The sequence below is a fragment of the Bacteroides sedimenti genome, from assembly GCF_040365225.1.
Taxonomy (GTDB): Bacteria; Bacteroidota; Bacteroidia; order Bacteroidales; family Bacteroidaceae; genus Bacteroides; species Bacteroides sedimenti.
Genome location: NZ_AP028055.1, coordinates 2,402,010 through 2,425,740, shown reverse-complemented (window position 1 = coordinate 2,425,740; position 23,731 = coordinate 2,402,010). Strand labels below are relative to the sequence as shown.

Annotated in this window: 18 protein-coding genes and 2 pseudogenes; 7 read left to right on the top strand and 13 right to left on the bottom strand. The window is 40.0% G+C overall.

All coding sequences use genetic code 11. The features are described from left to right. Nucleotides 1-8: 8 nt before the first annotated feature. The 12 genes from ABWU87_RS09535 to hemW all read right to left on the bottom strand — a co-directional run bounded on the left by ABWU87_RS09535 (nucleotide 9) and on the right by hemW (nucleotide 16,331). Nucleotides 9-1,199, bottom strand: coding sequence for a pyridoxal phosphate-dependent aminotransferase (locus ABWU87_RS09535; RefSeq protein WP_353330222.1), 1,191 nt, complete (start codon nucleotides 1,197-1,199; stop codon nucleotides 9-11). After that, nucleotides 1,168-2,016, bottom strand: a complete 849-nt coding sequence (locus ABWU87_RS09530) for a prephenate dehydratase (protein WP_353330220.1) — start codon at nucleotides 2,014-2,016, stop codon at nucleotides 1,168-1,170. Before ABWU87_RS09530 ends, ABWU87_RS09535 begins: the two co-directional genes overlap by 32 nt. A gap of 281 nt (nucleotides 2,017-2,297) precedes the next feature. After that, nucleotides 2,298-3,257 carry a tetratricopeptide repeat protein gene (locus ABWU87_RS09525; RefSeq protein WP_353330218.1) on the bottom strand — a complete coding sequence of 320 codons (960 nt, stop codon included), beginning with the start codon at nucleotides 3,255-3,257 and terminating at the stop codon, nucleotides 2,298-2,300. Nucleotides 3,258-3,307: 50 nt separating this feature from the next. Beyond that, a complete protein-coding gene (locus tag ABWU87_RS09520) occupies nucleotides 3,308-5,212 on the bottom strand; it encodes a RecQ family ATP-dependent DNA helicase (RefSeq protein WP_353330216.1) in 1,905 nt (634 codons plus the stop codon). 6 nt (nucleotides 5,213-5,218) lie between these two features. Continuing rightward, complete coding sequence (gene recJ, locus ABWU87_RS09515) at nucleotides 5,219-6,937, bottom strand: single-stranded-DNA-specific exonuclease RecJ (protein ID WP_353330214.1); 1,719 nt, start codon at nucleotides 6,935-6,937, stop codon at nucleotides 5,219-5,221. A gap of 313 nt (nucleotides 6,938-7,250) precedes the next feature. After that, nucleotides 7,251-9,158, bottom strand: a complete 1,908-nt coding sequence (locus ABWU87_RS09510) for a DUF3857 domain-containing protein (RefSeq protein WP_353330213.1) — start codon at nucleotides 9,156-9,158, stop codon at nucleotides 7,251-7,253. A 15-nt stretch (nucleotides 9,159-9,173) separates the two neighbouring features. Further along, nucleotides 9,174-11,213 carry a DUF3857 domain-containing protein gene (locus tag ABWU87_RS09505; protein WP_353330211.1) on the bottom strand — a complete coding sequence of 680 codons (2,040 nt, stop codon included), beginning with the start codon at nucleotides 11,211-11,213 and terminating at the stop codon, nucleotides 9,174-9,176. A gap of 63 nt (nucleotides 11,214-11,276) precedes the next feature. Further along, nucleotides 11,277-13,313, bottom strand: coding sequence for a DUF3857 domain-containing protein (locus tag ABWU87_RS09500; RefSeq protein WP_353330209.1), 2,037 nt, complete (start codon nucleotides 13,311-13,313; stop codon nucleotides 11,277-11,279). A gap of 558 nt (nucleotides 13,314-13,871) precedes the next feature. Further along, a complete protein-coding gene (locus tag ABWU87_RS09495; protein WP_353330207.1) occupies nucleotides 13,872-14,057 on the bottom strand; it encodes a hypothetical protein in 186 nt (61 codons plus the stop codon). Nucleotides 14,058-14,289: 232 nt separating this feature from the next. Further along, nucleotides 14,290-14,892: a lysine exporter LysO family protein gene (locus tag ABWU87_RS09490; protein WP_353330205.1), complete on the bottom strand. Its 603-nt coding sequence runs from the start codon at nucleotides 14,890-14,892 to the stop codon at nucleotides 14,290-14,292. Beyond that, nucleotides 14,889-15,182, bottom strand: coding sequence for a LysO family transporter (locus ABWU87_RS09485; RefSeq protein ID WP_434533881.1), 294 nt, complete (start codon nucleotides 15,180-15,182; stop codon nucleotides 14,889-14,891). Before ABWU87_RS09485 ends, ABWU87_RS09490 begins: the two co-directional genes overlap by 4 nt. Before the next feature lie 12 nt (nucleotides 15,183-15,194). Further along, nucleotides 15,195-16,331, bottom strand: coding sequence for a radical SAM family heme chaperone HemW (gene hemW / locus ABWU87_RS09480; RefSeq protein ID WP_353330203.1), 1,137 nt, complete (start codon nucleotides 16,329-16,331; stop codon nucleotides 15,195-15,197). A gap of 308 nt (nucleotides 16,332-16,639) precedes the next feature. On the opposite strand from hemW, the gene ABWU87_RS09475 reads away from it, so the two are divergent. From ABWU87_RS09475 to ABWU87_RS09465, 4 genes and pseudogenes are all read left to right on the top strand, one after another. Continuing rightward, nucleotides 16,640-18,799 (top strand): elongation factor G, encoded by a 2,160-nt coding sequence (locus tag ABWU87_RS09475; protein WP_353330201.1) that lies wholly within the window; start codon nucleotides 16,640-16,642, stop codon nucleotides 18,797-18,799. 399 nt (nucleotides 18,800-19,198) lie between these two features. Then, nucleotides 19,199-19,424: pseudogene (locus ABWU87_RS14935) on the top strand (two-component sensor histidine kinase); the annotation flags it as partial. A gap of 83 nt (nucleotides 19,425-19,507) precedes the next feature. Continuing rightward, nucleotides 19,508-20,749, top strand: a pseudogene (locus ABWU87_RS09470) (sensor histidine kinase); the annotation flags it as partial. 4 nt (nucleotides 20,750-20,753) lie between these two features. Further along, on the top strand, nucleotides 20,754-21,455 hold the full coding sequence (locus ABWU87_RS09465) for a response regulator transcription factor RprY (protein ID WP_353330197.1): 702 nt from the start codon (nucleotides 20,754-20,756) through the stop codon (nucleotides 21,453-21,455). A gap of 81 nt (nucleotides 21,456-21,536) precedes the next feature. Here the strand turns inward: ABWU87_RS09465 and ABWU87_RS09460 are convergent, their stop codons facing one another. After that, a complete protein-coding gene (locus ABWU87_RS09460) occupies nucleotides 21,537-21,983 on the bottom strand; it encodes a MarR family winged helix-turn-helix transcriptional regulator (RefSeq protein ID WP_353330195.1) in 447 nt (148 codons plus the stop codon). A gap of 178 nt (nucleotides 21,984-22,161) precedes the next feature. Between ABWU87_RS09460 and rpsF the strand changes: the two genes are divergently transcribed. From rpsF to rplI, 3 genes are read left to right on the top strand one after another with little or no spacing between them, the layout of a single operon-like run. Beyond that, complete coding sequence (gene rpsF / locus ABWU87_RS09455) at nucleotides 22,162-22,509, top strand: 30S ribosomal protein S6 (protein ID WP_353330193.1); 348 nt, start codon at nucleotides 22,162-22,164, stop codon at nucleotides 22,507-22,509. 2 nt (nucleotides 22,510-22,511) lie between these two features. After that, entirely contained in the window at nucleotides 22,512-22,784 is a 273-nt protein-coding gene (gene rpsR, locus ABWU87_RS09450; RefSeq protein WP_163213217.1) for a 30S ribosomal protein S18, read from the top strand. Between the two features lie 14 nt (nucleotides 22,785-22,798). Continuing rightward, nucleotides 22,799-23,245: a 50S ribosomal protein L9 gene (gene rplI / locus ABWU87_RS09445; protein ID WP_353330190.1), complete on the top strand. Its 447-nt coding sequence runs from the start codon at nucleotides 22,799-22,801 to the stop codon at nucleotides 23,243-23,245. Nucleotides 23,246-23,731: the final 486 nt, after the last annotated feature.

The window sequence follows — 23,731 nt, the reverse complement described above, 5'->3', positions numbered from 1 at the left end:
TTTGTTTTTTACTTATTCATTTTTTTGATTCTTTCCAATGCCTTTGCCAGCATATCTTCATTGCAACAAAGAGAGATGCGGATGTATCTGGCTCCGTTGCTTCCGAAGATAAATCCAGGAGTGACGAAAACATTCGCTTCGTAAAGCACTTTGTCGGTCAGTGATTCCACATTCTCGCACGATTCAGGTACTTTTCCCCAAAGGAATAATCCTACCTGACTTTCATCATAAGTACATCCCAGGGCATTCATAATCTCGCCTGCCAGTTTTCTACGTTGACGGTAAACACTATTCATTTCTGCATACCAGGTGGCGTCGCACCCCAATGCTTTGGCTGCCGCCAGTTGCAACGGACGGAACATGCCCGAGTCGATATTGCTTTTTACTTTTAATACCCACTGGATAAATTGTTCGTTGGAAGCCAGCATACCCACACGCCATCCCGGCATGTTGTGGCTCTTGCTCATCGAGTTGAACTCAATGCAGCACTCTTTGGCTCCCGGTACACTAAGAATGCTCAGCGGATGGTCGTTCAGGATAAAGCTGTATGGATTGTCGTTCACAATTACCAGGTTGTGTTTACGGGCAAAAGCTACCAATTTCTCATACAGTTCCATCGAAGCATTGGCACCAGTCGGCATATTGGGGTAATTGGTCCACATCAACTTAACGTTGTTCAGGTCCATCTTTTCCAGTTCTTCAAAGTCGGGCATCCACCCATTCTCTTCCTTGAGGTTGTATGGACGTACTTCGGCACCCAGCAAGGTACTTAGTGAAGTATAGGTTGGATAACCCGGATTGGGTACCAGAACGGCATCTCCCTGGTTGACAAAAGCGAGTGTAACATGGAGAATACCCTCCTTCGAACCTATTAATGGCTGTATTTCCGTAGCCGGATTCAAATCTACGTTGTACCATTTCTTGTACCACTCTGCGAAACTTTTCCTGAGTTCGGGAATCCCTACATACGGTTGGTAGCCATGAGTATCCTTGCGCATGGTATGCTCGCACATAGTTTGTAATGTTTCCGCCGAAGGGGGAAGGTCCGGACTTCCGATGCCCAGATTGATAACCTGTTTTCCTTCCGCATTCATCTGTGCTACCTCTTTCAGTTTTCGTGAGAAGTAGTATTCGCTCACACCAGCCAATCTTGAGGCCGGAACGATATTATAATTTGGTACTTGATTTTCCTTCTTCATATTCTCCTAGTGTTTTTAGTTCTTTGGTTAGTGGGGTAATGGCATCAATAGCCTGACGATACCTTAGGTAATCGCTGAATGTAAGATCTACATAGAACATATATTCCCATTCCCGGCCAACGATGGGTAATGATTGTATTTTGGTAAGATTGATGTTGTAGAAAGAAAGGATGGAGAGAACCTGAGAAAGACTTCCTTCGGTGTGAGGCAATGAGAAAAGAATGGTAGATTTGTTGATGTTCAACTCTTTTCGGAGGTCATCGGCTATCCAGGGGTCCGCAACCAAAAGAAAACGGGTGAAATTGTGTTTGTTTGTCTCAATACCTTCTTGAAGTATCTTCATCCCATAGAGCTTGGCTGCGGCTTTGGAGCAGATGGCGGCATGTCCTTTCAGATTCTCTTTCCGGATAATCTCCGCGCTCTTTGCTGTATCTTCAGCTTCAACAACCTTGAAACGGGGGTGGTTGTTGAGGAATTCCTGGCACTGCATCAGTGCAATGGGGTGGGAATTAACCTCGACAATATCATTCCAGTCCTCGTCGGGCAAGCATACAAGGCAGTGAGAGATTCGTAACTTATATTCACCCACAATCTGTAAATGGCTCTTTCGCAGTAATTCATAGTTCTGCAGCAGACTTCCGGCAATGGTATTCTCGATAGCAACCAGGCCAAGGGCCTGACTGTCTGCTTTCACTGCTGCAAATACATCCCTGAAATGGGCGCAGCATTTAAGCTCTATCTCCTCACCGGGGAAGAGTTTATGGGCTGCAATGTCATGGAATGAACCTAGTGTTCCTTGTATAGCAATCTTTTTCATTGTTGACGATACCTATTAAAAAAAAATCCCGCTTCGATGAAGCGGGATTCTGATGTTATTTTTCGTTTTATCTTATCTGATGTTTTAACTTAGACATACAAATTCCCGCTCTACTTTGTTGCTAAAGTAAAAGTAATAAAAGAAAAAGTATGCATAAGTAAATGACTTCATATCTGTCTTTTGTTCTAATTCGGAAGCAAAATTACTACATTAATTGAAATAACAAGCAATATTATCTATTTTTTTTCAAAATAAGCAGATTTTTGTTTTGATAAACTCCCCTAAAAAATAGAGGCCCCTTTATAAATGTTCGAGAAATTATCAAATTGTCCTTCCAGATTCTCTTCTGCCTTGGGGTTCAATTCCATTGCTATTTTCATATCTTCCAATGAACCTTCCTTGTCGTTATTCAGGAATTTGGCACGTCCGCGTTCATGGTATGCCTGACTAAAATCTGCCTTTAGTTCAATGGCTTCATCAAAATGTTCAATGGCTTCTGCATACTTCTTTTCGGAAATAAGCAGCTGTCCCAGATACAAGTACGCTTGTTCGTTGAAAGGATTCAGGTCAATCACATACTTATAGTCGGCAGTTGCCTCTTCTGTTTTCATAGTCATCTCTTTCAGTTTTCCGCGAAGCAGGTAGGCTGATTCCTCTTCAGGTACAAGTTTCAGTACCTTTTCAACATCCTCCATAGCATCGGCAAACATATTCATCTCTTTCAGAACTTCTGCCCGCAATAGATAAGCTTCCGCGAAATCATTCTTTAGAGCGATTGCTTTTGTCAGATGGGCAATGGCGTTAATGTAGTCCTTCTCTCCCCGATTTCCCCTGGCAAGGAGCAGGTACGCAGGCATATTATTTTCTTCCAGTTGAATTGTCTGAAGACAGTTGTCTATTGTATTGCGATAATCTTCGAGAAGGTAATACACATTGGCAAGAGTAAGATAGGTGGATGCAACTTTAGAGTCAATCCCGATCATTTGGTGAAGCAGTTTAATGGCCTCTTCCAGTTCATTATGCTGAATGTAGACTTTTGCAAGATAACCAAGAGTTTCAAAATCTTCTTCAATGTCAAGAGCTTGTTGGTAACACTTGATGGCATAATCTGTGTTTCCAATACGTTCAGCACGCATTCCATCGTATTTGAATAACTCGAAGTTTTTTTTCTTTTCTTTTGCTTTATCTTCTTCTGTTTCTGGGTTAGTTCCAGTGAAAAAAGTCTTAAAAAAATTCGCCATAAGATGTTGTCTTTTTATAGGTGAATAACTGAATGAAAGTATAAAGGTAATTATTTCTTCGCATATATCATTCCGTCTGCAATAAATAATCTTCCTTCGTTTAACAGATATTTGATTACAATACTTATTTTCTCAGGCTCTTGGTTTAATTGCTGTACAATTTCCGCAGGAGTAAGGCGATTTTCTCCCACTATTTCAAGAATGCATGATTCTATTTCATCGAACTCGTACTGCCGCAGGCCACTTTCATTTTTTAGAAGACAGATGTCGCAGTGACCACAGTTGTGCTCGTTCTTTTCTCCGAAATAGCGAAGCAACATGCGGCTGCGACAGGCATTATCTGCTGTAACGTAAGATATCATCGCCTGTATCCGTTTTACATATCTTTCTTTTCTTTCTTCGTATACCTCTTTGGGTATTTGGAGATGACGGAGCTCAACCCGTTCGCGGGTATATATAATATAAGGAGTTTTTTTATGAGGAATATAATCAATAATCCTTCTTTTGGATAATTGGATAAGCAATTCGTAAACCCGCTGACGGGTAAGGTTCAGACGGATGGCCAGTGACTCTTCATTGATGTATGCATAGTCGGTAAATATTCCGGTGTATGATCGGAGTACTGCTTGCAGTAGAGCCTCCATCTCAGGACCCATCTCTCTGAATTTATAGAGTTCTTCGCGACCCACCGTAAAGATCAACCGGGATGCATTATCCTGTTCGTCTGTATATTCTATATATCCTGCTTGCGAAATTATTTTCAGGGCACCATCGGCCGGAACCGGGAAGTGCTTGAAATTACGGCAGAATTGTTCCAGGTTAAATTCGTACATTCTGCCTTGTCCGTCACCCATAGCCATTTGATAATAGAAATTCAGATGTTCATAAATCTGTTTGATGTACTCTTTATCAGGAAATGTATCGGAAATGCGTTTTGTCAGCGTTGTTTTATCCGACTTGGAATAAAGCACCACAGCATAGGCTTTTTGTCCGTCTCGACCAGCTCGTCCGGCTTCCTGAAAGTAAGCCTCGGGTGAATCCGGAAGATCAACGTGAACCACTAGTCTCACATCAGCTTTATCAATACCCATACCGAAAGCATTCGTTGCTGCCATTACACGAAATTCGCCGGTTTGCCATTTCCTCTGACGTAGATCCTTCACCTCATCATTCAGACCGGCATGATAAAAATCTGCTGAAATTCCATTCTTTTTTAGTAGATCGGCAACTTCTTTGGTGCGTTTGCGACTGCGAGCGTAGACAATGGCGCTGCCCGGTACATTATTAAGTATATGCAGGAGTTCTTCTTGCTTATTGTCGGTTTTACGTACAATGTATGCCAGGTTTTTCCGCTCGAAACTCATCTGAAAGACATTCTCTTTAGCAAAATGAAGTCTTTTCTGAATGTCTTTAACCACTTCCGGTGTGGCTGTAGCGGTTAATGCCAGAACGGGTACACCAGGAAGCATATCGCGGATATCTGCGATTTTAAGATAAGCAGGCCGGAAATCGTATCCCCACTGTGAGATACAGTGAGATTCATCGACGGTAATCATGCTTACCTTCATGCTTCGGAGTTTCAAACGGAAGATCTCTGTGTCCAGGCGTTCGGGAGAGATATATAGAAATTTGTAATCGCCAAAAATGCAATTCTCAAGAGCGATTAGAATCTCTCTGCGAGTCATGCCAGAGTAAATAGCAACGGCTTTAATTCCCCGATTCCTCAGATTCTGTACCTGATCCTTCATCAGGGCTATTAATGGAGTAATTACGAGACAGATTCCCTCTTTGGCAAGGGCCGGCACCTGAAACGTAATGGACTTCCCACCACCGGTAGGCATTAGTCCCAGCGTGTCTTTCCCCTCACCAATACTGGTGATAATATCTTCCTGCAGGTCGCGGAATTCTGTGTATCCCCAATACTGTTTCAGTATCTCGTGATAATTAACCGGCATAACTGTCTACTCCGTAGGCTTTATATCTTCAATCATGAGTTGAATTTCCCCATGTTTATGAGTGTTTTCTTCAATGCTGTAGCAAATATCAAAAGAACGTTTGGTCTTAATATAGCGTGCCTGCGAACTTTGCCCGAAAGCAATGCCGTTCATGACGTTGTTCGATTTGTTGTCCACTAACTCAAGCTTGATGTGCTCCTGATCACGTCCTACTACTTTGCTGGTACCATAGTCATACACATGATGGGTACAGAAAATAGGTTTGTGATTCTCCGGACCGAAGGGATTGAACTTCTTTAAATCCGCATAGAAACGTGGAGTGATGTCCTTGAAATCGATTTCCGCATCTATGTCGATCACAGCACTTCTTTGTTCAGGTAGAATGTGTTTGGAAACAAACTCTTCGAACCTTTGGGTAAACTGTTCCACGTTCTCCACTTTCATGGAAAGCCCGGCTGCATAGGTGTGTCCACCGAAACTCTCAAGCAGATCGCGGCAATGTTCGATGGCTTTGTAAACATCGAATCCGGAAACAGAACGGGCGGAACCGGTTGCGAGATTGTCCGTACGGGTAAGCACAACTGCTGGGCGATAATAGATTTCTGTCAATCTTGAAGCAACGATGCCAATAACTCCTTTGTGCCAGTCTTCGTTGAAGAGCACAATGGAACGCCTGTTTTCAAGACCTTCCAAGTGGTCAACTATCTTATTGGCCTCTTCGGTCATGCTCTTGTCAAGGTCTTTGCGGGTTTCATTATACTGATTAATCAGGTTGCTTTTTTCCAAAGCCAGTGAGAAGTCTTTTTCTGTAAGCAGATCAACGGCCTCTTTTCCGTTCTGAATTCGTCCTGAAGCATTGATGCGCGGACCTATTTTGAAAACGATGTCACTCATCGTGATCTCTTTCTCGCTTAGTCCGCAAATATCGATTATTGCTTTCAAACCTATGCTGGGGTTTGAATTAAGCTGCTTTAATCCGTGATAAGCCAAGATGCGGTTTTCTCCCATAATTGGAACAATATCCGAAGCAATGCTCACTGCTACCAAATCAAGCAGCGGTGTGAGATGATGAAAGTCTATGCCATTACTTTTAGCAAAGGCCTGCATGAATTTGAACCCTACTCCACAGCCTGAAAGGTGTGTGTATGGATAAGTGTTGTCTTCTCTTTTGGCGTTCAGAATGGCAACCGCAGGTGGAAGTACATTGTCTGGAACGTGGTGATCGCAAATAATGAAATCAATCCCTTTTTCACAGGAATAGGCAATTTCATCTACAGCTTTAATGCCACAATCGAGTACAATGATTAGGCTTACTCCCGTTTCGGCAGCATAATCAATTCCCTGAACGGAAACTCCATATCCTTCGTTGTAGCGGTCGGGGATGTAGTAATCTATATTTGAATAAAACTGCTGGATAAACTTATAAACGAGCGCAACAGCAGTTGTTCCGTCTACATCATAATCTCCGTAAATCATAATTCGTTCTTTCCGCCCCATGGCTCGGTTTAGCCTCTCAACAGCCACATCCATGTCTTTCATCAGGAAAGGGTCATGGAGATCATGGAGTTGTGGACGAAAGAATTTCTTGGCCTCTTCAGCACTCTCAATTCCTCGTTGCACAAGAAGTCTTGCCAGAATGGGACTGATTCCCAATTCATCTGTTAATGCCTGGCTCGCTTCGTTCTGTTCTGATGTCGGGGATTGATAATTCCATTTGTGACTCATTATATATTTTATTTTTTTCTTATCTGTTCGAGAGCGTCTCAGCGAGGAGACAAATGCCCTTTAACGGGCGGTGTTGAAACGAATCGTTTCATTTCGTAAAAGTAATAAAAAAACAGATGTTCATGCGTGAATCATTTAATTATTTTAAGGGAATATTATCAGATTGCTGAAGAACAATAAAAAATGTTTCGTACAAAAGAGCGAATCTTTAAGTACGAAACATTTGTTGATGCTGTGCAGAATATAATTCCGATTTCACAGAAGGCTTTAATTGCTGGACAACCAAGCCGAATATATTACGTTTTTCTCAGTTTTATAATGTCTGTTCTTTCTTTTTTAGTATTATTTTACTGGCATAGGCATTGGATACCTCTTTGCAGAAAGCTGCAAATTCCGGATATTGTTCTGCGTCATATTCTCCTGAGAGGAGTGATAGCTGATTTATAATCACAATTTTATCGCCCATAGGAGAAATAATAGAGCTGAATTTTCCAAATTTTTTCTCCATAACAGGTAGTTTTGGCAATGACTCTATTACGTAGTTTTTGGGAATTTCCAGCGTAATTGTGTCGCTGTCAAGAAATCCGGAATTTACTAAAATAGGACTGACTCTCTTCTTCACGGTTAGTCTGGGAAGCCCTCCACGGAAAACATTTATTGGTACAAAGAGGCGATTTCCGGTTTTGCTTCCATATTTTTCGCAATCTACATTGTAATTTACAGTAAATAAAGGATTTGCAGTTTTCTCTTCCTTGAAGCTGATGTTGTTTACTCTTGCCTGTGGCAGCTGCACCCTTTCTCTCAAAAAATCGATCTGTTTTGTAGGAGATAATTTGCTGAAGATAAACATGTTCTCGTACTGAAGAAGTTTACTTACACGTGTAACCTTTGCAGTGGCATTTCCTTGTTCCGTAATAGTAATTAAAACATTGTGATTTTCGGTATTCAGTGAATCCTTGTAGGTTGGTAAAGTGACAATTTCTCCGCCTGTTTCTTTAACCAACAAGGCATCGTGTCCGGCAATGTCTTCGTGAACATAACCCAAAGGATAATCTGGATTTGTGCATTCCAGCCAAAGGGTTCTTTCCGGCAGAGGAACCTGAAGGATGACATGATTCATCTGATTTGCACTGGCATAATCTTTAAGCAGTCTTTTATTCTCGGTGCTGATAACTGTATAGGTGGAAGGGATTCCAACTTCCTTGAGCATGGCCCGCATGTAGTTGGAGAGCGCCTTACAATCGCCGAAACCGGTTTTTGCCACCTCTTCGGCAGGCATAGGTTGTTGGCCGCCTATACCCAGTTGGATGCTTACGTATCTGGTGGTTTTTGCCAGATAATCATATAAGATCTTCACCTTGTCGTAGTCTGTTTTGCAATCTTTGGTCAGTTCCGCAATTTTCTTTTTATTGGCATCAGACAGTATGTCCCTGTCCTTTAACAAACCAAATAGCCACATCCCATAAGTTTTCCAGTTACTCATTTCACCTTTGGTTTTGTCGAAGGTAAAGTTTCGTGGGCCTAAATAAAGTTTTGGAATTAGCTCGGTTGCCGGTTTTGTGTAAGGTTCGTTTTCAATTGCTTTGATATTGGCCACTCCCCATCGCTGATATGAGTTTCCTTTCTCGTTAACAGCTTCAGGCTTTTCATTCATGTTAACCGCCTTGAACAAGAATTCAACTTTATCTGGCGCGTGGAGACGATACTCAGCCTTAATCACTGACTGGTTGAAACTGCCCTGAGGGAAAAAGGGAGGTAGGCCAATCAATCCATTTTTATGCTTTATCTCCCATTCGTACTTGATGGTGACCGGATAATTGGCGATATCGGGTTCAAAATAATAGTGTCTGCTATCATCTGCCAAACTTTCGGTATATTCAGAAAACCTCAATTCCGATTTTTTGATCTTACGTATTTGTTTACCGGTGGCGTCGTAAATAACTCCACGGAAATCTTTCAATTCGCTGAACATATCGGTGCTACAGCCAAAACCGGCTTCACTTTCCCCTTTACTGTTCAGGATTGTTATGATGGAACTGTTCTTCTCTTCGGCGGAAACATCCGACAGATAGTTAATATCCCTTATATAGCTTACTACTATCGAATTGGCATTCTCCTTTAGAGAATCGGGTATTTCGGGTAGTGCTAGTTTGTCCTGTGCAAATCCTGTACTTAGAATCAACAAAGAAAATAGTAACGATTTTATTCTTTTGTTAAGCATAATCAAGCAAGTATTTTATTGTTGTGAAGTCTGTTGTGCAGGTTGTGTATTTTGTGAGGTAATCTTCTTCAGTACAATCTGCTCATTATTCTTATTCATAACTGTTCCCCAGAAATTGCGGAGAGATGGATATTCATCTGTAGAATACATGATTCTTTGAAGTGTGAAAACATATCTCAGATGTATTTGATTATTGATTACCTGAATGTTGTAACTACAATCGCATCCTTGTTTTTCCAGATTCAATTTTGCCGATTTTGGTAATTCTTCTACCTGATACCCTTCTGGGATATCCAAGATACAAGCAAGTTTGAAGGTATTCGGGTAACTAAATTCGATGGGGAGCTTCCGGGTTTCACTGGTGAACGGGTTTTTGGTGAGATGAGGGAAGATCATCGGATTTAGATAGATGTGTTCATCATTGCTGCTGATTTCTTTATTGAATGAAACTTTTTCTTTAACATTGGGGGATAGGGTCTCCAGTTCCTCGCAAACGAATCCTTTTACAGAAATGCCGTTCTCGGTTTCCATTTCCTGAATATATGTGGCGCTGTCTTTGGATGCTTTGAACTCTGAGCGGAAGCTTGCTGCATTTAGTCCACTATATGCTGAACTTCTTTCTCCTTCAAGTTTTCCGTCAGCAGTAATTCTACCTTTGATAAACGAGTTAATTGAATGTCGGCCGATAGAGGTTAAATCAACCCAACTGCCCGGACTGTTTGTGTTATAGGTTCTGGCCCTATCTACCATTAACGTTGATGGAATAACGTTTATATCGCCATATTTGACAGAACCATCCAGAAAAACGGCTGTGCTGTCTGTGTCATTAATACCCACGATAAAGGTGTTCAGCTTATTTATGCTTGGGTAAGTATAAGGAAGTCTTCCCCTGTCCCGGGTACTCATCATTACCGGGAATGCATTAAGTCCTGCATCTTTCAGCATGCTGATTAAAACGAAGTTCATATCGGCATTGTTTCCCGTTCCGTTTTTAATCGCTTTTTTGGTTTCGTTTCCAAAGAAAGCATAATTGCCGTTCCAGCTCATTTTCTTTCTTAACAGCTGAAAAATTGCCCGGATTTTTTCTTGTTGTGACAGGTTCGACAGATTAAGTGCTCCCATCTCATCCTTATATGGATTTTTAAGCTTAAGCATGTCTCCAAAACCATCTTCTTTTTTGAGAAGTTCCTCAATTTTCTCCCAAGTATTGGTATATGGTTCATAAGCAGAGAAGGGGAACTGAATTCCTCTTAATTCAAAGGTTACTTTAGTGCAGAAATCATTTGAACACCACACATTAGGTTCGTCTTTCAGGGCAGAAAGCTCATTGGCAATAAAGGTCAACTGGCGTGAATTGCTTGTTACCGGTTGTCTTGTGCCATTGCTTGTCTGCACCATGAAAGTTTCATTGGTGCGGATATCTTCTGTCTTTAAACGTTCGTACCCTCTAGTGTCAATATTAAAGAAAAAATATTCAGGAATGCGAACTTGATATTTTGCATAGACCACAGGTATGTCTTCCTGGATTTCCATGTCATTCAAGTTTGCCCAGAAAGGTGATGATAATTTATATTTATACTCAATCACAGTACCCTCTTTTACTACCGGGATGGTAAATTTAACCCTTTTGTAGACTGGACTTGATTGTTCTTCAAAGATGTAATTCTTTTCCATCTTTGTTTTCTGAATTTTGCCATTTTCCATGTTGTAGGCAAACGCTTCTATTTTAGAGACACGTTCTCTGGATGAACCGCTCTTACCAGTGTCGTAAAATGGAATTGAAATATTTGCCTTATTAACTCCATCAGGTTTCAGTACTTTTATTTTTGCTTCGTAATAATATTCTATCTCAAAATTTCCGATGGCATCGTTATAAAAATAGCATACATCAAGCGTTTTATAAAGTATAACAGCTGATGCGGTTGTATCTTTGGAATAGCTTTTCATGGCGAGTTCGTCCTTGGTCACTTTTCCATACTTGGTTGTAAATTCTTGTGCTGATGTCGCGCCGATGACTGAAACCAGCAAGAGTAATAAGGTTACAAGTTTCTTCATAATAGAATGGTTGATAATAAGTTATATTACATTTTGTTTTTCATTTATAAAAATGGCGCCATATTACAGTTGAGTACTCTCTTTTTTAGAGGCGGCAGTTTCTGTTGCTATTTTCTTTAATACGATTTGCTCATTGTTTTTGTCCACAATTGTGCCCCATAGTTTCCTCAAAGAACTGTATTCCTGCTCGGTGTACAGAAGTCTTTTCAGAGAGAACGTATATGCCAGTTCTATTGTACTGCCAGTTTGTTGTATATTATAGGTACAACTACAGCCTTCTTGTTTGTCAAAGACAATCTTTATCGGTTTAGGAAGGTCCTCAATCTGATATCCCTTAGGTATCTCAAGTGTGGTGACTAGCTTGAAGGTGTATGGATAATCAAATTCTACAGGTAACCTACGCTCTTCACTCATAAAATAATTCTTGGTTAGATGAGGGAAGATCATTGGGTTAAGGTAGATATGGGTATCATTATGGCTCACTTCTTTGGTAAATATCAATCTTTCTTGTACAGTTGGAGAAAAACTTTCAAGACCTTTGAAAGAAGTGCCTTTTATAGAAATTCCGTTCTCTGTTTCTGTTTTAGTTATGAAAGTAGTGCTGTCTTTTGCTTCCGAAAAACCATTCCGGAAACCGACCGCTTTGTCGCCTGAATAGGATACAGCTCTTTCTCCCGTAATTGTACCTTCGGGTGAAATTGATGCTTTTACAATAGCATTTACTGAATGTCTGCCCACGCTGGTGAGGTCTACCCAACTTCCCGGCCCGTTTGAATTGTACACCCTTGCCCGGTCTACCATCAGTACCGGTGGAAGGATGTTGATATCTCCATTACTTACAGAGCCATCCAGATAAACGATGCTGCTACCATCATTTATACCTACTATAAAGGTATTTAGTTTATAAACACTGGGAAATAGAATAGGCAGTCTGCCACTGCTTCGTTTGCTCATCATAACCGGATAAGCATCGATGGATGCATCCTTCAACATGCTGATAAGAATAAAATTTATGTCTGCATTGCTTCCTGCACCTTTCTTAATGGCTTTTTTGATATTTTCTCCATAAAGACGATAGGTACCATCCCATACGATTTTAGATTTTAAGAACTTAAATATAGCACGTATTTTCTCAGTATTTGATGGAAGAGAGGTGACCTGCATAGCGCGCATTTCTTCTCTGAATGGGTTTACCATATTAAGTACTTCGCCAAATTCTTTATCTTTTTTCAGTAGAGCATCAATATCTTCCCATTTGCTGGTAAAGGGCTTATAATCGGAACCAGGGAATTTAGTACCTTTCAGCTCGAATGTCACCTTGGTGCGGTAGTCGTCAGCGCACCAAACGTTGGGCTCATCTTTCATGGCAGGCAGGTTGATCACAGTAAGGAATATTCTTCTGCTTGTAAAGCTAACAGTATAACTTTGTTGGTATTCATTTTCAAATGATGCGCTCTGGTTAACAAGTGATTCTGCAACCTTAATCTGGTTTTTCCCTACCAACTCTGCATTGAAATCAAAATACTGAGGAATAGTAACATCATAACTACTATACATTGCAGGAATATCCTGCTGAAACACACAGTCCTCAATCACATCGGGACGCTCGGAGGTAAGTTTGTATTTATACTCAATAACAGTTCCCTCCTTCACTGCGGGGATCGTGAATTTTATTTGTTTATAAAAGGGGTTAATGCGCTCTTCAAAAATGTAATTTTTATCCATTTTTGTTTTCTTTGTCTTTCCTTCCTCCAAATTATAAGCATATGCTTCAATCTTTGATACAACTTCTTTTGGAGAACCGCTGTCTCCTTTATCAAATACCGGGATTGTCACATTGGCATATTTTGTCCCTTCTGATTTTAAAACTTTTATTTTCTGTTCGTAGATATATTCTACTACGAATCCATCCTTTTTATAGGCATATTTGGCTGTTATATTTTTGTATATTACAACAGCCGGAGCCGAAGCATCGCCTTGGTAACTAGTCATGGATAGCTCATTATCCGTAATTTTACCATAGTTGTAGTTGAAGTCCTGTGCAGATGTGAATAGATGGACTGATAAAAACAATAGAAATAGTACAGCGTTTTTCTTCATAATAATAATGTGAAATTATTAGAGTATTAAAGTAGAAATTTATTTATTTAGTTTTGTTTCGGGTAAAGGTATGCAAATTATTTATAATAATAACATTTTTTTAATAAAATTCAATCTGAAAGATTAAAACAAAAAAATAATAGCTATTGAGTGACATGAATCGGATCAGAGATTGAAGAAAGTAATATAAAGGGTTGCTTTTTCATTTGTTCTTTGTCATTATTGTAATCCTGTATAACTAATAACCCGATGAGTAAAGTGTCTAAATAGAAACTGTTCCAACCAATTTTTACTTCAAAACCAAGATGTCCGATTGAAAACCGGAATTCTTCTTATCGTCATCCCATTTCCTCATATAGTTTTTTTAAAAAAGTCACGCAAGTCGCGCAAGTCACGCAGGGTCGTTGTAATTATTTGTATATCAATGGTGTATGGGCGCGTGACTTCCGCAGAAAAAGCGCGCGACTTATAAAATGTCACGCACTATTGTTCCCTCTATGTTTAATATTTATTTTGTTCTGCGATAATAATTCGCATTATTACCAGGATATGAATGATTTAAATATCCTTTAATGGCTTGAACTTTATATTTTGTGCAGATGTTTTTGTCTGTACATCCGGGTGTACGTCATCAGTACATCCGGGTGTAGGGGTGCGGTACACCCGGATGTACAGGATATGCAGATCCGGATGGAGAGAGAAATCCTTCTGGTTGGTTGAGATTATACATAGAGTTGGTTCCATCAACATATATGTGGCATCAAAAAAGATACCATTCCCCTGTTATGATTCTGCGTGACTTTTCTGAAGTCACGCAGAAAGTGACGCACCGTTATGTATTTGGTATATAGTTGATTATACTGCTTTTGCGCGACTTGCGCGACTTGCGCGACTTTTTTGAATATATAATATGAGGAATTCTTAATTTAAAAAGTTTACGATTCTGAGACTTTGCTTTCTCAGATATGTGACCATATTACAATGAACAGAAAAGAGTTACAAGAAACGGAACCGAGAAATCGGTCAGGCATCCGTGGAAGATTGAAACAACTACAAAATCTTTTCCGCAAGATTGCGTAATGATGGGTAGGGTAGTATCCATGGTAGTTGCTCCTCCCACGGAAATGGGAGACAGTCTGCCGAAATGTTTTACAAGAAGCGGGGCGCACAGCAGGGCAACTATCTCTCGCATGATGTTGCACAACAGGGCTATTGTGCCCAGCTCGGCTCCATGATATTCCGTAATGATAACGCTCGAAAGTGAATAGTACCCCAGACCGGAACCAACGGCACAGCATTCGCTGACGGAACGGTTGGAGAGGAAAAGGGACACAATGATGCATCCTGCCAATGTACCAAGAATTGTCATCAGAGGAAGCAGAGTATATCGAATGTTGAGCTGACGGAAGTTTTTGAGGGTGGTCGTATCGCTTCCGATGCTGATGCCGACAAAGAACATAAGCCCGCAAAGAGCATAGAAACTCAGGTCTGAACACATATTTGTATAAGGTACCAACCGGTAGTGGCTAACGATGATACCCAGAATAAAGAACCCTACGATGGTGAGACTTCCTTTCATGATTGATTATTCTTCTTTTGTTCGTTTTTTGAAATATAGCGCCACAAGGCCCAGGAGGCAAGAATGCTTCCCGTTACTCCGGCTATCATCAGGATTAAGGCCTCCAGCCCAAAGACGTAGAGACCTTTGATAAGGCGTTCGTTGCCGCCCACCTCCATTCCCAGCAGGAAAAGAAGCAGCCAGATGAATCCGGTGACGATACGACTTACAATTCCGATATTCTTGTTTCGAATCAGGTATCCGGCAAAGATACCAGTTGCCATAAAAAGTATAATGGTAATTATCAACATCGTTCCTTCGTTTTATTCCTCTTCAACCCATAGAAGGTCACTCATGATTCCATCCGAAATGAATATGCCCTCTTTGGTGAGGAAAAGGGTATTGTCTTTAATCTCGAGTTTGCCCGATTCCAGATAGTTTTTTGCATTGCCCAGGCAATATTGTAGCAGTTCTTCGCCAAACTCCTCTTTTAAGTGTGCCAGGGGTAATCCCCACATGGTGCGAAGGGAGGTAATCACAAAATCGTTATAGCGGGTGACAGTGTCTAATGGCTCCACCTCAAAGCAGGGAGCTCCGCATTCTATTCCTTCAAGGTATTGCTCCAGAGAGGATACGTTCCATTGACGGCTTTCTCCGTTAAAGGAGTGTGCGGACGGGCCGCAGCCCAGATATTTCTTGCCGGTCCAGTAGCTCGAGTTATGTCGTGAGTACATATCGGGTTTGCAGAAGTTGGAGATTTCGTAATGTTGGTAACCGGCTTGGGTTAAACGCTCAATCATCAGTGAAAAGAAGCTGACGCTCAACTCTTCGTTAACCTCTGTAATCTGTTGTTTCTGCAACATTTTATAGAGGGGGGTGCCCTCTTCATATATAAGGTGGTAAGCCGAAATATGTTCCGGGTTGAGGCTTATCGCTGTTTCCAAATCGGCTACCCAATCTTTCAGAGTCTCTCCCGGAAGGCCGTACATCAGATCGATGCTGATGTTGCGGAACCCTGCCTTGCGGCACTCTTCCACTGCCCGAATCGCCTGATTGGCGGTATGCCTTCTGTTGAGCAGGCGCAGGAGCTTGTCGTTAAACGTCTGCATGCCAATGCTTATGCGGTTGAAGGGCAGCGTTGTCAGTTTATTGATGTATTCAGGAGTCAGGTCGTCGGGGTTGGCTTCAATGGTAATCTCCCCGCAATTTTGTATATCATACTCTTTGTTTAAAGTAGTAAATATCTTTTCAAAATCGGAATGAGATAGTTGTGAAGGGGTTCCGCCTCCGAAATAGATTGTCTCCACAGGTTCATTTTCCAGGTAGTTGTTACGCAGTTCCAACTCCCTGCATAGCGCCCGGATATAACGCTCTCTGACCTCATCTCTTGTTGTGGAGTAGAAGTCACAGTAATTGCATCTGGTTTTGCAAAATGGAACATGTAGGTAAATGCCTGCCATATGAATTGACGTTTGAAGTGCAAAAGTAAGCTTTTTTAGTAAAACCAGTCTACAGTTTCCGGTTTTAAATATTCGTCAAATGGAATATAACGAGTTTTATTTCACAATCACTGCTTCTCCAGATTCCGATGTCTGATTAAGTTTGGTAACTCATTAATCTGTTATTGATAGTTTGTAATATTGTGTTAAATAACATAGTTGTCTAACACCTGTAATTAGTTGTTTTAGAAATTATTAATTTATACTTTGCGCAAAGTAAAAGGTATGCGATAAACATATCCGAGTTAATAATTTAAATCTTATATATTATGAAGGTATATCAGACTAATGAAATTAAGAACTTAGCCCTGTTGGGAAGTTCAGGCTCTGGGAAAACCACTCTCGTGGAAGCGATGCTCTACGAGAGTGGTATTATAAAACGTAGAGGAAGCATCGCCACCAAGAACACAGTTAGCGATTACTTTCCGGTTGAACAGGAGTATGGCTATTCTGTGTTTTCTACTGTTTTACATACCGAATGGAACGGCAAGAAGCTGAATATTATTGATTGTCCCGGTTCCGATGACTTTATTGGCAGTACAGTTACGGCCTTGAATGTAACTGATACCGCTATTCTTCTTATTAATGGCCAGTATGGTATAGAAGTGGGTACACAAAACCACTTCCGTTATACCGAAAAGCTTAGTAAACCTGTTATATTTCTTGTGAATCAGTTGGATCACGAGAAATGTGATTACGATAATATCCTGGAACAGCTGAAAGATGCATATGGCCCGAAGGTAGTTCCGATTCAATACCCTATATCCTGTGGTCCGGGCTTTAATTCCCTGATTGATGTTCTTGTGATGAAGAAATTTACTTGGAAGCCTGAAGGTGGTGCACCTGAAATAGAGGACATTCCAGCTGAAGAGATGGATAAGGCGATGGAGATGCATAAAGCATTGGTAGAATCAGCAGCCGAGAATGATGAAAGCCTGATGGAGAAATTCTTTGAAAAAGAGACCCTGGAACCGGACGAAATGCGTCTGGGTATTCGTGAAGGACTTGTAACTCGGAGCATTTTCCCAGTATTCTGTGTATGTGCAGGAAAAGATATGGGGGTTCGCCGTTTGATGGAATTCCTTGGCAATGTGGTACCTTATGTTTCAGATATGCCAAAAGTTGCCAACACTGAAGGAGTAGAAGTCTCACCGGATGTAAACGCACCAACTTCTCTCTATTTCTTTAAAACAAGCGTGGAGCCTCACATCGGTGAAGTTTCCTACTTTAAAGTGATGAGCGGTAAGGTGAAAGAGGGAGACGATTTGACCAATGCCAATAGAGGATCGAAAGAGCGTATTGCCCAGATGTTTGTAGTTGCCGGAGCTAATCGTATTAAGGTTGAAGAGCTGGTTGCCGGAGACATTGGAGCGACGGTGAAGTTGAAAGAAGTGAAAACGGGTAACACCCTGAATGGAAAGGATTGTAATAACAAATTTGATTTTATCAAATATCCAAATTCAAGGTATACAAGAGCTATAAAGCCTGTTAGCGAGGCAGATACAGAAAAAATGATGAGTGCTTTGTATCGGATGCACGAAGAAGATCCTACATGGGTGATTGAACAATCCAAGGAGCTGAAGCAAACGTTGGTACATGGGCAAGGTGAGTTCCACCTCCGGACGCTGAAATGGAGATTGGAAAACAACGAAAAACTTATGATTAAGTATGAAGAACCCAAAATTCCTTATCGGGAAACAATCACCAAGGCGTCTCGTGCAGATTATCGACATAAAAAGCAATCAGGAGGAGCCGGACAGTTTGGAGAAGTTCACCTGATTGTGGAACCCTACAAAGAGGGCATGCCTGTGCCTGATACATACAAATTCAATGGTCAGGAGTACAAGATTAATGTAAAAGGACAGGAAGAGATTCCGCTTGACTGGGGTGGTAAATTATTGTTTATTAATAGTATTGTTGGCGGATCAATCGATACACGTTTTATGCCTGCTATCCTGAAGGGGATTATGTCAAGAATAGAACAAGGACCATTGACCGGCTCGTATGCGCGTGACGTACGTGTGATTGTATATGATGGAAAAATGCACCCGGTTGATTCTAATGAAATTTCGTTCATGCTTGCCGGGCGTAATGCTTTCAGCGAAGCATTCAAAAATGCAGGCCCGAAGATCCTGGAACCAATCTATGATGTGGAAGTATTTGTTCCAAGTGATAAAATGGGTGATGTGATGGGTGATTTGCAAGGACGTCGTGCAATGATAATGGGAATGAGCAGCGAGAAAGGATTTGAGAAGATTGTAGCAAAAGTTCCATTGAAAGAGATGTCTTCTTATTCAACTTCACTGAGCTCATTAACAGGCGGACGCGCATCTTTTATCATGAAATTCTCCAGCTATGAGCTTGTTCCGACTGATGTTCAGGACAAATTAATTAAAGAATTTGAGGCAAAACAAGTAAAAGAAGAATGATTTGTTATTTAAGATTTAATAACCCGGAATAGCTTTTACAGCTCTCTGTGGTAAATATTGGCAGATCGTTGCAATCTTTTTGTAACGATCTGCTTTTTTTGTGAGCTCTGCTTGCATAAAATCTGCAGCAATTATTGTGTTTCTACATCCATTTGGTTATACTAAATGACAGAAATCATGATATTTCTCCTATTATTTTTTAACAATAGTTGATATTTTGGCTTTTTTTATAGCTGAATGGTTAAATTTATATTAAATTTGCAACTATATAAGTTCATTTTTTGTTGTAATATACAAAATGTCAAATAAAACATGCTTTTCGGTTAATTATAGAGAACTCCTTGTTAAATTTAATTAATTGATTATGGATGTTAATTTTGATATGTTAAATTTGTTGGTATGAAAAAATCAACAATTTGGATATTGGGTATTGTAATGGGGCTGTCTTTTCTGAGTTTGCTTTACCTTCAGGTGAGTTATATAGAAGAGATGGTTAAGATGCGTAATGAACAATTTGATGAATCGGTAAAACGTAGCTTATATCAAGTCTCAAAAAATCTGGAATATGATGAAACTTTAAGATATCTGGAGAAAGATGTAGCCGAGACGGAACGCGTGGCATTAAGTCCTCAACCTGTTTCACCTCAGGTAGATGTTGAGGGGAAGGAGCCTCAGGCGCATGTTTCGTATCCGGTCTCTTCCTCCTCTTCTGATTTTGAGCTGAAAACAACAATGATGAAGCCTTCGGGGCTGCCTAAGGCAATGATATCGAGGAAGCATGGTGAGAATAATATTCTTCAGACATCGAAAGCATTGCAGGAAGCAATTAAAAATAGATACCTGCATCAACGGGTATTACTGGATGAAGTGGTCTTGAACATTCTTTATAAAGCAAGTGATAAGGCTTTGGAAGATCGTGTTAATTTTAAAAATCTTGATGGTTACTTAAAATCAGAGTTTGTTAACAACGGAATAGATATACCATATCACTTCACTGTTACTGATAAGGATGGGAGGGAAGCTTACCGCTGTCCCGATTATGAAGATAAAGGAAGCGAAAATTCGTATACTCAAATTCTTTTTCCTAATGATCCGCCTACAAAGATTAGTTTTGTGAAGGTACATTTCCCTACACGAAGAGATTATATTTTTGATTCGATCAGCTTTATGCTTCCGTCTTTGGTGTTTACATTGGTGTTGTTGATAACATTCATCTTTACCATTTACATTGCCTTCAGGCAGAAAAAGCTGACGGAAATGAAGAATGATTTCATTAATAATATGACTCATGAGTTTAAAACTCCGATATCAACAATCTCTCTGGCAGCTCAGATGCTGAAAGACCCGGCGGTGGGTAAATCTCCGCAGATGTTTCAGCATATCTCTGGGGTGATTAATGACGAAACAAAACGATTGAGATTCCAGGTAGAAAAAGTCTTGCAGATGTCAATGTTTGAACGGCAAAAAGCAACGCTGAAAATGACCGGAGTTGATGCGAATGAATTAATATCGGGAGTTATAAACACTTTCACTTTGAAAGTTGAGAAGTATAATGGGAAAATTGAAGCTAATCTGAAAGCTGAAGATCCAAATATTTTTGTAGATGAAATGCATATTACCAACGTGATTTTCAATCTGATGGATAATGCAGTGAAGTATAAAAAAGCTGAAGAAGATTTGCTGCTGACCGTTACAACATGGAATGAACCGGGTAAACTTTGCATCTCGATTGCTGATAATGGAATTGGAATAAAAAAAGAAAACCTGAAGAAAGTCTTTGATAAATTTTACCGTGTACACACCGGTAATCTGCACGATGTGAAAGGCTTTGGACTGGGACTTGCTTATGTGAAAAAAATAATTCAGGATCACAAAGGTACAATTCGTATTGAAAGTGAACTGGGAGTGGGAAGTAAATTTATTATTGTATTACCTTTATTAAATAATTAACAATATGGACGAGAAAATGCGTATTTTATTATGCGAAGATGATGAGAATCTTGGCATGCTTTTGAGAGAATATTTGCAGGCAAAAGGATATGCTGCCGAATTGTATCCTGATGGCGAGGCTGGTTACAAAGCTTTCTTGAAGAGTAAGTATGATCTGTGCGTATTTGATGTAATGATGCCTAAGAAGGACGGCTTTACTTTGGCGCAAGAGGTTCGTGCGGCAAATGCTGAAATTCCAATCATATTCCTGACAGCAAAAACACTTAAAGATGATATATTGGAAGGCTTTAAGATTGGGGCAGATGATTATCTTACAAAGCCGTTTAGTATGGAAGAGCTGACTTTTAGAATTGAAGCTATCCTGAGACGGGTAAGAGGAAAGAAGAACAAGGAGAGCAATGTATATAAGATTGGAAAATTTATCTTCGATACTCAAAAACAGATTCTTTCAATTGAAGGCAGACAAACTAAACTGACTACTAAAGAGTCTGAATTGCTTGGTTTGCTTTGTGCTCATGCAAATGAGATTCTGCAAAGAGATTTTGCGTTGAAAACAATCTGGATTGATGATAACTATTTCAATGCACGAAGCATGGATGTGTATATCACAAAACTCCGTAAACATCTTAAAGAAGATGAATCTATTGAAATCATTAATATTCACGGAAAGGGATATAAACTTATTACTCCTGAGATTGAAGCTTAACGATTTAATAATTACTATCTTAAATAGCACAAAGGCCGGAAATTTTCCGGCCTTTGTGCTATTTAATGATGAAATGAAAATTTAATCCTTGGTATTATGGAAGATGGTGCGAAGTACCTCCTGGCTAACCTCCAGTTCCTTTAATGTGATGCCTCGCAAAGCTTCTTTTAATGTCAGGGCAGCAATTAGCCTTGTCTTTTCTTCTATATCCTTTCCTGTTTTTGTTAGGTGGATCAAATTAGTTCTTCTGTCCTTTTTATCGGAGATCCGTACTACCAAATGCTGCTTCTCCATGTTGTCAATCAGTCGGGTCATGCTGGGCTTGTCTTTAAAAGTTGCGTTACATAACTCCTGCTGAGTGACTCCGTCTTTCTCCCATAAATAGATGAGCACAGTCCATTGTTCTGGACTGATTTCCAGATTATTCTGGCGAAAGTTTCGGTATAGCTTCCGATTTATTGCTGCGGATACCTTGCCATTTAAAATGGCGAAAATTAATTGAATATCGAAATTGAATTGTTCTATCATGAAATTATTGTTTAAACAACTTTGCAAAGATAGTATTCTTCTCTGAAAATACCCTAAGATGCTGGGTGAAAAAGCTATAAAAAGAAAAAAGAATTAAAACGGTTGGAGGATATCAATAAAATGTTTACCTTTGCGCACTCAATAAAAAAACAATATTTATTTTTTTAATTAAACAAGTATGAATCAATACGAAACCGTTTTCATTTTAACTCCCGTTTTATCTGATGTTCAGATGAAGGAAGCGGTAGAAAAGTTCAAGGCTATTCTGCAGGCAGAAGGAGCTGAGATTATCAATGAAGAGAATTGGGGACTTAAGAAGCTTGCTTACCCAATCCAAAAGAAATCGACAGGTTTTTACCAGTTGATCGAGTTTAAAGCTGAACCAACAGTTGTTGAAAAGCTGGAACTTAACTTCCGTCGTGACGAAAAAGTTATCCGTTTCTTGACTTTCAGAATGGATAAGTATGCTGCTGAGTATGCTGCTAAGAGAAGACATGTAAAATTAACTAAAAAGGAGGAGAATTAATCATGGCACAACAAAATCAATCAGAAATCAGATATTTAACTCCGCCCTCAGTAGACGTTAAGAAGAAGAAATATTGTCGTTTCAAAAAGAGCGGTATCAAATATATCGACTATAAAGATCCTGAATTCTTGAAGAAATTCTTGAACGAACAAGGAAAAATTCTTCCTCGTCGTATCACAGGTACTTCATTGAAGTTCCAACGTAGAATTGCACAGGCAGTTAAGAGAGCACGCCATTTGGCGTTACTACCATATGTAACTGACATGATGAAATAATAAGGAGGAAGAGTATGGAAATTATATTGAAAGAAGACGTAGTAAATTTGGGTTATAAGAACGATATCGTAACAGTTAAGTCTGGTTATGGTCGTAACTTCCTTATTCCTACAGGAAAAGCGGTTATTGCTACTCCATCTGCAAAGAAAATGTTGGCTGAAGATTTGAAGCAACGCGCTCATAAACTTGAGAAAATCAAGAATGATGCTGAAGAGCTTGCTGCAAAATTGAAAGAAGTTTCATTGACAATCGCTACAAAGGTTAGCTCTACAGGTACTATTTTTGGTTCTGTATCTAACATTCAGATTGCTGAAGCTCTCGCTAAGCTTGGTTTTGAAATTGATAGAAAGATTATTGTTGTTAAGGACTCTGTAAAAGAAGTTGGTTCTTATCAGGCAGTAGTAAAGCTTCATAAAGAAGTTTCTGTGGAAATTCCTTTCGAAGTAATTGCTGAAGAATAATCTATCTCATCTGAAGATACTGAAAAGGCTGCCTCATTGAGGTGGCCTTTTTTTTGTTCTCGGATAATGTGAGTGAGGTTGTTTTAGGGTGCCAACTAAATTTTTTATTGTGAATGGCTGTGGCTGTTTTTAAGTTCAATTTTATTCGGTGTGATCATGTATTTGTATTACCAAAATAGCTATTTGGTGTTGGTTGAATCGTACTGCCCGAATTGTGGATGGAAGGGTGGTGCTGACTTTGTAGGTGTTATATGTTTAAAGTGTGATATCGGAATGTTGGTTTCTTAATTAGGGTAAGAATGTTGAGGTAGAAAACAGGTGGGATGGCTGGATTGTATGACGTAGTTCGCAGGAATTATTATTGAAATCTTTGCCGGTGAGCCCTTCTAAAAGGTTTGTGAGCTGTGAATGTAAATATTTTTGTTGGATTATGTGCAAAAAAAAAGTCTGGTGCTCTTAGAGCACGCCAGACTTTCAATTCTCTCT